Consider the following 9578-nt stretch of genomic DNA (forward strand, 5'->3'; position numbering starts at 1 on the left):
TTCACCGTCCAATATGTTTGACAAACCTACAATTGATTTCAATAACACCATCTGGCTTTTGACCTTCTACTTCTAATGAGTAAATTTCCTTATCATGTGCATAGCCAAAAACAAATCTGGTATCTGGATAATTTGGATTCAAGTCCTGTTGAAAATCACTTAATTTTAAAGATGAATGAATTAGTTCTGTAATATCAGATATAAGAATGCTATCCGCTTTAGTTGTAACCGGTGTAGCATTCATAAACGCATATTGTACAGTTGCTTCCTCCACCTGTTTTTTGCAGCGTGCCATCACAAAACCTTGAACGGGATCATTATCGCTTCCTGCCCGATAGAAAATCGTATCATACTGTTTGCCATTCCATATATGCAATATTTCATCAACATGATTAAGAAAATCTTCTGGAACAGAAAATTCTTCATTTTCAGTATTCAAAGGAGAATTCAAAATAGCTTCTTCGACAGAACTATAATATATGAGTTCAGAATCCTTTTTATCGTAATCGCTCAAATTGAATTCGACATATGCATTGTCTTTATTGTCATCTTCCGGAACATAAGTATAGCGACCATTTTCAATATGGTCATCATAATCAACAAACAGTCCAATACATATCAGTGCTGCAAAAATCAAAAAGACTATTCCTATAATGATTAGCAATATTTTCAAAAATTTTTTCATACAAAAGTCCACCTTCTTGCTTCATTTCAGTAAATTATATCATACCGATATGAACAATTCAATTTACACTCTATCAAGTAGTTTTTTTACTTACCTGTAACGCACATTTCTGCAAAATCCATAGTCCCCGATACTTTCCTCACAGGCGATAGGCAACGGTCAAAACATCAGGTCTGCACCTGACATTTTAACCGCATATCAGCCCTGATTATCACATTATCCCTGCTGGCTGTTCAGCCCATGCTTTTTCGCATATTCGCTGGCTTTCTGTCTGCGTTCCTCACTGTAAGGCGGCAAGAAACGGATAGACAGACGGGACTTTGCCAGCTCATAAGAAACACCGCCTTGAACATTGGATTTTTCCAGTCGGCAAAGGTCAGGGTACTTCTTAGCAAAAGCAGCCAACCTCTTTTTCAATCCGGCGTTGTGGGTGTAGATATTTGCCTTGTCCTCGCCCTCATTAAAGAGAACGATTGTTTCTTTCTCAATCTTCGTCAGTCTCGCCATAGCAGCCCTCCCTATGGTTTTTCAACACACGCAGCTTGCAGTAAAAGCAGCGATACCACCTTTCAACACCCTCAGCACTCAGCTTGACGGAAAGCATATAAAACAGCTTCTTCGCCACTGGATCGGGTGCAAGGGCAGCCACCATACGCAAACGCTCAACAGTTGCTTTCAGGTTCGGACAGCCAAAGGCATAAAGGGCTTCCATTTCATTCCGGTTCATCTTCATTGTGTTTTCCTCCTTAAAGTTTGATAAATGAAAAGCGACAGACACTTCATAAGGAAATACCTGTCGCTTCGTTTACGATATAAATTTGTTGGTTTTGGACTTGATAAAATCAGCAGTAAATCATTTCCTGTCTGATGATTTCTTCGGCTCGGTTACGGATAGAGTTCATGGACTGTACCCACAATATCTGATTGTCTGCTTTCATGGTTTCGGTCACACCCTCGGCTTGTTTCATCTGCTCAATGATAAGGCTGCACCTTTCCGTTGCCTGTTCGTTCAGGTCAGCAAGGTAAGTATGCAGTTCGCCGGATAAACAGAGGGCAGAGAACCTTGCAGGGTGGTACTGCTCTAAATATGTCCTGTGCAGTCTGCCCCACATACCGATAGGGCGGTGTTCCTCCGGCAGCTTCAAGTCCGGCACATAGTAATCGCCCACAAGAACATAGTCCAGACCGTTGCTTTCGTCATGGATTCGTGGTTTCAATTCTGTCATGCTATTTTTTCTCCTTTCACTTTTTGCCGATTTGATTTGCTTGTGGCGTTCTGTTCAGCACACAGCTTGCTATCAGAATTATTTTCTTCTGCTATACGCTCATGCTCCGCAAATTTTTTTGATTTCTCACGAATCTTTTTCATATACTTACGATTGGATTCTCGTTTTCTGCGAAGTCGATCTGCTTCTTTTTCAGCAGCAATCCTTTCTTCCTCTGTTGGTTCATGCTGCTCCACAGGTACTTGAAATTGCCCGACATAGTTAAGATATATCTCCACCTCTGTGGTGCGGTCTGCACCTTTTCCCTGTGGCTCGTGAACCAGTATTTTATCTATAAATTCATTTATCATGGCAGGAGTAAGCTCTGTAATGTTCTCATACTTTTTAACCAGCTTTAGAAAACGCTCCACATTATTTTGACCGCCTATAATTCGTTGCATATCAGCGGTGTCAGTCTCAATAATCTTGTTTAGCTCGTTCTGCTCATTTTCATAATCAGTAAGCATACTCTGAAAAAGCCTGTCCGGCAATCTTCCAATTACATTATCTTCATAGATTTTCCTGATAAGCATATCCAGTTCGTGAACTCGCTTCTGATTTCTTTCAATGCGTTTTTTTACAGTTTCAGAAACAGCAATATCTTTCATCGCCGATTCTTCTTGCAGAGAATAGACAAACTCCTGCTCATTCAAAGAAACATAATGGCAAGTCTCTTGTATGGTTTTCAGAATGATGCTTTTAAGTGCTTTTGTTGAAATATGGTGGCAAGTACAATGCCGGTCATACTTCTGATAAGCAAGATTATAAGTGGAACATTCATAACAATCTGCCGGATTTGAATGGCTTATCCGCTTTTCGCCTTTGGTAGTATAGTATATTCTTTCACGCCCTTTTCGTTGCCTGTGATTATACATCGGTGCACCACAGTCAGCACAGTAAATCTTTCCGGTTAGAACATTAGGTTCGCCCATAGGATCTGCTTTTCTTACATTCTGTCTTAACTTTTGAGCAAGCATCCATGTTTCTTCATCGACAATAGGCTCTTGTGTATCATCAAAAACCACCCAATCTTCCTTATCTGCCCTTTTCGTCTTTTTGTCCTTATAGGAATTTTTGAATGTCCTGAAGTTGACAGTCTTTCCAATATACTCTGGTCTGGCAATCAGAGTAGTAACCTGATTTCCTCGCCACATATACGGATTTTCTTTGTCATAGTTGCTTGCATGATTTCCAAGTCCCTTTTTGCCAAGATAATAAGATGGTCTTTCAATTTTTTCTTCTGAAAGTTCTCTTGCTATCTGATAAGGTCCTTTTCCCTCAATAGTCATACGATAAATTCTGCGGACTACTTCAGCAGCTTCTTCATCAATAATCCAATGGTCGGGGTTTTCTGGGTCTTTCAAATAGCCGTATGGTGGGATATTACTTGTATGAGCGTTGCCGGAAGAACCTCTGGATTTCAGTACAGCTTTAATTTTCTTACTTGTGTCCCTGACAAACCACTCATTCATGATATTCAGAAAAGGGGCAAACTCACTGGTTTCTTGACGGTCACTGTCAATACCATTATTGATTGCTATAAATCGAACTTCCTTTTCTCTAAACAGAATGTCAGTGAAAAAACCTACTTGCAGATGATCTCTGCCGATTCTGGACATATCTTTGCAGATACAGGCAGTGATTTCTCCGTTTTTAACACCTTCAACAAGTCTGTTCCATGAAGGTCTGTCAAAAGTTGCTCCACTCCAACCATCATCGGTAAAATGAACAAGATTCGTAAAGCCATGTTTTATAGCATAATCTTCAAGCATTTGCTTTTGATGAACGATACTATTACTCTCGCCAGCATTATCGTCATCACGAGACAGTCTTTCATACAAAGCAGTAATGCCATTGCTTCTATCTTTTTTTCTTCTCATGCTGAACTCCTTTCTTCAATTCCTATCCACTCCTTACGCTCACAAAATATCACATCGGTGAAGTGCTTGGGCGGGGTGGTCTTGCCCTCCTTGACGGCAGCACCAGAAAGGGGCAGCGTCTGACCTTCAGACAGCTCCGGCAGAGCCTTGTCCTCGGTTTCCGGCTCCACATTTTTCAGCCCTGCGCGGTATGCAGCGTCCAGCGCCCGCCAGCCGGGTTGTTTCACCGTGCGGCCCTTGGTGGTAAACTCCGCACCGGCGCACTCTACAACAACGGCGGTTTCCGCAAAGGTATAGGGCTGGGCCACGGCGCACAGCAGCCGCAGGGCCACCAGCTCCAGCACCGCCTTTTCGCCAACTGGCAAGCTGGACAGGTCCGCGCCCTGGAGGTTGCGGGTGGGGATCACCGCATGGTGGTCGGTCACTTTCTTGTCGTTGATGACCTGTGCCGCATTGCAGGCAAGCTCCATACCAGCGGCAAAGGGCAGCGCCCCAGCGGTAAGCCGGACCAGCTCCGGCAGACTTGCTGCCATATCCGAAGTCAGGTAACGGCTGTCCGTCCGAGGATAGGTGCAGAGCTTCTTTTCATAGAGGTTCTGCAAATAGTCCAGGGTTTGCTGGGCTGTGAACCCCAGCAGCCGGTTGGCGTCCCGCTGGAGGGTGGTCAGGTCATAGAGGGCGGGCGGCTTCTCGGATTTGTCCTTGCGCTCCACCTTTTTCACCGTAGCAGCCGCATCCTGGCAGGCCGTTTTCAGCTGCTGGGCGGTGCCCTTGTCCGCCATGCGTTCCCCTGAAACAGAGAAACCGGGCAGCTCCAGCGTCACCGTGTAAAACGGCACCGGCTTAAAGGTGTCGATCTCGGCCTCCCGCTGGACAATGAGGGCCAGTGTTGGGGACATGACGCGCCCGATGTTGAGGGTCCGGTGGTACAGCACGGAAAACAGCCGGGTGGCGTTGATCCCCACCAGCCAGTCCGCCTTGGCACGGCAGAGGGCCGCATCCCGTAAGCCGTCATAGTCCGCGCCGGGGCGCAGGTTCGCAAAACCCTCCCGGATGGCGGAATCCTCCATCGAGGAAATCCAGAACCGCTTCATGGGTTTGGTGCAACCCGCCAGCTCGTAGACGGCGCGGAAGATCAGCTCACCTTCGCGTCCGGCGTCGCAGGCGTTCACCACCTCGGTCACATCCGGGGCGTTCATCAGCTGTTTCAGCACATCAAACTGTTTCTTCTTGTCCTTGCTCACCACCATCTGCCAGGGTTCCGGCAGAATGGGCAGATCGTCATAGCGCCACTTGGCGTACTCCGGGTTATAAGCGTCGGCGTCGGCCAGACCAGCCAGATGGCCCACACACCAGCTGACCCGCCAGCCGTTTCCCTCCAGATAGCCGTCCTTGCGGTCAGTTGCGCCGATCACGGCGGCCAGACTTTGGGCAACGGACGGTTTTTCAGCAATCACAAGTTTCATCATCTTCATCCTCCCATTCTTCCCGCACAGGCGTGTGCAGTTTTTTCTCAATGCTGTTTTCCTCATCCAGCAGCAGGTCATAGCCGAACCGGTAGTCATAGCGGTACAGCTTTCCCAGCAGATCGTTGATAAGGATACGGCAGGCCAGAATGACACGGGTTTTATCCACCTGCATCAGCCGGTAGCGTTGATAATTGCTGTAATATTCCTCATGGCGGCGGGTACGGCGGACGGTTTCCTCAAACAAAATATCCACCGGGTCCTGACATCCATCCTCTTTTTCACCTTCCATGCAGTTCAGAAGTTCCATCACCATAGGAAAGCTCCGTTCATCCATCGGGGCTTCTTCTGCCAGAAAACCTACCAGTGCGGATAAGAGCAGGCGGGCGGCTGTCTGTTCCCGGTCTGTCAAAACTGCCATTGTCTGCGCAGCATCCGGCAGGAGCGTTTCTTCCACAAAATCCGCTGCGTCGCCTGAATAAAGCTGACGGATGGAATCTATGGACAGGGGAACCGCTGCGGCATCCAGGGAGAAATCAAAAGGTTTCTCCCGTGTGGGCTTTTTCCGAAATTTGCTCCACACAGTTGAGAGAATGTCGCTGCCAAAATACACGGCGATCACCAGCAGGTCAAAAACCGCAAGCAGCTTAATAAATGTAATCAGAATACTCATTTTTTTCGTTTCCTTTCTTTGAGCCATCGTTCCATCTCACAGTGGCAGACTCCCACACAGGGCTGACCATAATTCCCACAGCCATAGCAGGGGTGGCTTTTGGGCAAAGAGAGAGGACGGGAAGTGTCCTTCCCGCCCTCCGGCCTGCGTGTCATCATGCGTTCATAGGGGCTGTCGGTAAACCGGGTCATGGGGTCTCATCCTCACTTTCCTCACCGCCGCCCCTGTCAGCGTCCAGCTCGCCCGATTCCTCGTCCTCCAGTTCGATTTCTTCCTCGTCCGGCAGTTCCTCGCTGTCCTCATAGTCATAATCGTCTGGATTGCTGCTGTTTTTGTGGTTGGCCTTACCCTTAATGAATTTGAAGTAGGCAAAGGCAGCGCCGCCCATCACAGCCAGCACCAGCAGCAGGACAGCCGGATTTAACCCTGCGGATTCTTTTTTCTCAGGCTCCGCAGGTTCCGCCGCTGTTTCCGGCTCCGCTTCCTTGCCGGTACAGCCGGTCATATCAGTGGCACACACCGGGCAGGCTGTGTTGACCGCACCGGCTTCACATTTTTCCGTGCAGTTGCAGACAGCGGGCGGTTTCTCAGCGGACTGCCCATCCTCCATCAGCGCCATCAGGTCAGCTTCATCCACCTGATTTAAGAAATGGACGGCGGTTTTCTTGTCCTCGTTGGCTCGGTCAATGAGGATATAGAAGTAGTTGCCCGCCTTGGTGGTGACGGTGATGAGCTGCTTGTTGCCGCCAAAATCATCCACCAGCGCCGCGTTGCCCTCCGGGGTCAGAGCAGGACTGTCCTCGGTTTCTTCCACCACCACATTTTCATCGTTGGTGGCATCCTCTGCCGGGGGCTGTTCCGACCCTTGAGCAAAAGCGGTGACAGAAAAACCGCCCATCAGCACCAATGCGGCGCAGAGGGCGGAAAGGGTCTTAAAAATTCTCTTATTCTTCATGGGCGGTGTCCTCCTGTTCGTCACGGACAGCCATATCGGGGCGCGTGCCGCCGGACAGCATGGCGCTTAACTGCTCCGGGGTCATACGCAGGGCGCGCACCATCTGGACGATCTCCAGATTTTCCGCTTCGGTTTTCTGCGCTTCCAAAGCCTTGAGCTTTTCCTGATACTCTGCGATTTTCTCACGGGTTTTCGTAATTTCCCGGTCGATGCGTTCGATTTTCGTAGCCATAATCAATCACTCCTTATCAAAAGATTTGTCACCAGTTCATCAGGCCGTAGCCCTTGATGCACTCGTAGTTCACATCGTAGCTTCTGATTTTGCAGGCATCGCCGCTGTTTCCCTCTACGGTATAAACGCGGCTGCCGTCTGTGCCGATGACGATGCCCACATGGTCGGCTCTGCCGTCCAGATCCCAATCAAAGAAGATGGCGTCGCCGGGGGCAAGGTTTTCATAGCCCCGCGCGCCCCATTGTCCATGTGACTGGAACCAGGGAACCCCCTGGGATTGGCAGCCTGCAAAGCGCGGTTCAGACAGACCCATCTGACCGTAGCACCAGGACACGAAGCAGGCGCACCATTCCACGCGGGAATTGAAGCCGTACCAGCTCCAGTAGGGCTGACCGCCCACATTGCCCACCTGACGTTTGGCCAGTTCCACCAGCTCCGGGTTGCCGGGGCGTGTGCCGTTGATAAACTCCACCCCCTCCAAACTCTCAGAATCGCTGGTATTCGTGGAGCCGCCGCCGAAGATCAGCGGCTTGTTGCCCAGGGTGGTCCGGTACACCTGATACATTTCCAGCTGGTCCGGGGTCAAAAGCTCTGTGGCAACGGAGGAGATGGGTTTGCTGGTAAGCGCTACATTCAAAATGTAGTAGTTATAGGGAACCTCAACGGTATAGCTGTTGCCCTCGCTGTCCGTCCAGGTTTCCGTCCGGTAGCGCACCTCGACTTCCTCGGTGAGCGTCAGCTGATACTGTGCATTGAATACGCGCTCCAGCTCCGCCTGTGCGCTCTGCCGGGTATAGCCCTGCAACACAGCAGACAGGTAGGCCGCAAGCTCATGGGGGTCATGCCCGATCATATCCAGGTCATACCGGTACTCGTCATATCCCGGATGGCTGCTTTCGATGTTGTCGATCTCGGCTTGCAGCGCCGCTTCCCTGGCGGCGTAATCGGCCTCCACCGCCACAAGTTCCGGGTCATCTGACGGATAGGTAGAGCCGGAAATGGCAGAACCAATGCTCTGCGCCATCATGGAGCAGGAGGACATGGTATTGAGCAGCAGGCAGATGAGCAGAAAAATCGCGCCCACAAGCAAAAAGCCTTTTTTGTGGCGCATAACAAATGCTCCGGCCTGCTGTGCCTTTTCCTTAACGGTTTTTGCAGCCTTACCGGTCTTGCTGGCAGTTTTGGCAGTTCCTCCGGCAGTCTGACCAGTGCGCTTGGCGGCGGCGTATTCCTTTTTGATGGCCTGTTTCTGCTGCCAGCGGGAAATGGGATTGCTGGAAAGCTGGGGATTTTCCCGCAAAGACTTCTGATACAGGGCGTTTACATTGGCCTTTTCCAGCTTTTGTTCCGCCTGTGCCGCCTTGCGGTATGGCTTCAGCTTGTGGCTGCGGTAGCCTTCCCGGACCAGCCGCGCACCGGTTTCAACAGCTTCCTCGGACTTGTGGGCGCTCTCCACACCCACATTGTCCTGTTCCGTTTCACGGATTTCCTTGTGGAGTTTCCCCAGCGCCGCATCTCCCGGAGCATCCCGCACCGCATGGGACAGCTTGGAGGACGGCTTTTTCTTGTCCTCCAGCACCAGTTTGGTGGTCACTTTGCCGGTCTTAGGGTCCACCGTTTTTTGCCGCACCTGCTTTTTAGGGATTTTCGCCTGTGCCTTGTCTGCTTTGGCGGCGGCCCGGTCTGCTTTACGGATGGGCTTTTCCAGCGCCGGGTCAGCGCGTTCCTCGTCTGCAAAGTGCAGGCGCGGTTCCTTACGCATACCAGCCACCCGCCATCAGGTCATCCAGCAGCACACAGGTTTCCGCATATACCGGAATCTGAATGGTCTCTGCCGGAAAGACCGTTGTGGACAGGAAAAGCGCCATCAGGGTTCCTCTTGCCATGTCCCGATCCTGAATCGGGCTGCCCATAAACAGCTTGGGAACATCCGGTATGCCCTCTGTCCAGATATGGTGAATCCGGGTAAATCCGGCATAGCCCTTGGGCGTGAGATTTTTTGCTGTCTTTTCCTGCTCATAGCAGTAATGGACGGCGGCGCGGAGCAGTTCCACCATCTGCTCACAGCCGCTGACAGCGGCCAGAAGCAGACCTGTGCCTTTTTCAATTTCTTTCTTTGTCATGCTGTTCATCCTCCTTTTTTAAGTCCAACGGTTTGGTGGTCATGATACGGTACAGTTCCGTATTCTTGGGGAAATGGTCCAAAAACGGCAGAATGGTGGAGCCGTAAAACAGCAGGCCCTCGCCCTCGCTGGAGTGGGTCACATAGCTGAGCTGATGCGGGGAAATGCCCAGCTGCTTGGCAAGAATCTGCCGGTCGCCGCCCGCCTGGTTGAGCATATACACGAAGTCAGAGTTTTCAAAGATGTTCTCCACCTCGCGGCTGCTCAAAAGGTCGTAGGGTAGGGTAAAGGCGCCTTGC

At 50.2% G+C, this 9578-nt stretch carries 10 protein-coding genes and 2 pseudogenes; all 12 read right to left on the reverse strand.

The window, feature by feature from the left end; all coding sequences use genetic code 11:
• Window position 1 precedes the first annotated feature (1 nt).
• Window positions 2–685 carry a hypothetical protein gene (locus HMPREF0372_RS18950; RefSeq protein WP_230979249.1) on the reverse strand — a complete coding sequence of 228 codons (684 nt, stop codon included), beginning with the start codon at window positions 683–685 and terminating at the stop codon, window positions 2–4.
• 216 nt (window positions 686–901) lie between these two features.
• A complete protein-coding gene (locus HMPREF0372_RS01925; RefSeq protein WP_007488503.1) occupies window positions 902–1192 on the reverse strand; it encodes a hypothetical protein in 291 nt (96 codons plus the stop codon).
• Window positions 1170–1418 (reverse strand): hypothetical protein, encoded by a 249-nt coding sequence (locus HMPREF0372_RS01930; RefSeq protein WP_007488504.1) that lies wholly within the window; start codon window positions 1416–1418, stop codon window positions 1170–1172. The genes HMPREF0372_RS01925 and HMPREF0372_RS01930 overlap by 23 nt, the downstream gene beginning before the upstream one ends.
• Before the next feature lie 109 nt (window positions 1419–1527).
• The gene (locus tag HMPREF0372_RS01935; RefSeq protein WP_007488505.1) at window positions 1528–1911 is read right to left on the reverse strand and encodes a TnpV protein; all 384 of its coding nucleotides are present in this window, start codon (window positions 1909–1911) and stop codon (window positions 1528–1530) included.
• Window positions 1908–3830, reverse strand: coding sequence for a recombinase family protein (locus tag HMPREF0372_RS01940; RefSeq protein ID WP_039996509.1), 1923 nt, complete (start codon window positions 3828–3830; stop codon window positions 1908–1910). The genes HMPREF0372_RS01935 and HMPREF0372_RS01940 overlap by 4 nt, the downstream gene beginning before the upstream one ends.
• Window positions 3831–3841: 11 nt before the next feature.
• A pseudogene (locus HMPREF0372_RS01945) lies at window positions 3842–5305 on the reverse strand (DNA topoisomerase); the annotation flags it as partial.
• Window positions 5277–5969 (reverse strand): hypothetical protein, encoded by a 693-nt coding sequence (locus tag HMPREF0372_RS01950; protein WP_039996510.1) that lies wholly within the window; start codon window positions 5967–5969, stop codon window positions 5277–5279. The pseudogene HMPREF0372_RS01945 and the gene HMPREF0372_RS01950, both read right to left, overlap by 29 nt.
• A 187-nt stretch (window positions 5970–6156) precedes the next feature.
• Window positions 6157–6924, reverse strand: coding sequence for a DUF4366 domain-containing protein (locus tag HMPREF0372_RS01955; protein ID WP_007488514.1), 768 nt, complete (start codon window positions 6922–6924; stop codon window positions 6157–6159).
• Window positions 6914–7156 carry a DUF4315 family protein gene (locus HMPREF0372_RS01960; RefSeq protein WP_007488516.1) on the reverse strand — a complete coding sequence of 81 codons (243 nt, stop codon included), beginning with the start codon at window positions 7154–7156 and terminating at the stop codon, window positions 6914–6916. Before HMPREF0372_RS01960 ends, HMPREF0372_RS01955 begins: the two co-directional genes overlap by 11 nt.
• A gap of 28 nt (window positions 7157–7184) precedes the next feature.
• Window positions 7185–8918 carry a CD1108 family mobile element protein gene (locus tag HMPREF0372_RS01965; protein WP_007488518.1) on the reverse strand — a complete coding sequence of 578 codons (1734 nt, stop codon included), beginning with the start codon at window positions 8916–8918 and terminating at the stop codon, window positions 7185–7187.
• The gene (locus HMPREF0372_RS01970; RefSeq protein ID WP_007488519.1) at window positions 8911–9279 is read right to left on the reverse strand and encodes a hypothetical protein; all 369 of its coding nucleotides are present in this window, start codon (window positions 9277–9279) and stop codon (window positions 8911–8913) included. The genes HMPREF0372_RS01965 and HMPREF0372_RS01970 overlap by 8 nt, the downstream gene beginning before the upstream one ends.
• Window positions 9260–9578: pseudogene (locus HMPREF0372_RS01975) on the reverse strand (hypothetical protein); the annotation flags it as partial. The gene HMPREF0372_RS01970 and the pseudogene HMPREF0372_RS01975, both read right to left, overlap by 20 nt.

It is taken from the genome of Flavonifractor plautii ATCC 29863, from assembly GCF_000239295.1.
GTDB lineage: Bacteria > Bacillota > Clostridia > Oscillospirales > Oscillospiraceae > Flavonifractor > Flavonifractor plautii.

Bases quoted from the DNA above. Each gene is read 5' to 3' on its own strand.
- HMPREF0372_RS01970 (WP_007488519.1), bottom strand. From the start codon at position 9,279: ATGACAAAGAAAGAAATTGAAAAAGGCACAGGTCTGCTTCTGGCCGCT.
- HMPREF0372_RS01935 (WP_007488505.1), bottom strand. From the start codon at position 1,911: ATGACAGAATTGAAACCACGAATCCATGACGAAAGCAACGGTCTGGAC.
- HMPREF0372_RS01925 (WP_007488503.1), bottom strand. From the start codon at position 1,192: ATGGCGAGACTGACGAAGATTGAGAAAGAAACAATCGTTCTCTTTAAT.
- HMPREF0372_RS01955 (WP_007488514.1), bottom strand. From the start codon at position 6,924: ATGAAGAATAAGAGAATTTTTAAGACCCTTTCCGCCCTCTGCGCCGCA.
- HMPREF0372_RS01950 (WP_039996510.1), bottom strand. From the start codon at position 5,969: ATGAGTATTCTGATTACATTTATTAAGCTGCTTGCGGTTTTTGACCTG.
- HMPREF0372_RS01930 (WP_007488504.1), bottom strand. From the start codon at position 1,418: ATGAAGATGAACCGGAATGAAATGGAAGCCCTTTATGCCTTTGGCTGT.
- HMPREF0372_RS01960 (WP_007488516.1), bottom strand. From the start codon at position 7,156: ATGGCTACGAAAATCGAACGCATCGACCGGGAAATTACGAAAACCCGT.
- HMPREF0372_RS01940 (WP_039996509.1), bottom strand. From the start codon at position 3,830: ATGAGAAGAAAAAAAGATAGAAGCAATGGCATTACTGCTTTGTATGAA.
- HMPREF0372_RS18950 (WP_230979249.1), bottom strand. From the start codon at position 685: ATGAAAAAATTTTTGAAAATATTGCTAATCATTATAGGAATAGTCTTT.
- HMPREF0372_RS01965 (WP_007488518.1), bottom strand. From the start codon at position 8,918: ATGCGTAAGGAACCGCGCCTGCACTTTGCAGACGAGGAACGCGCTGAC.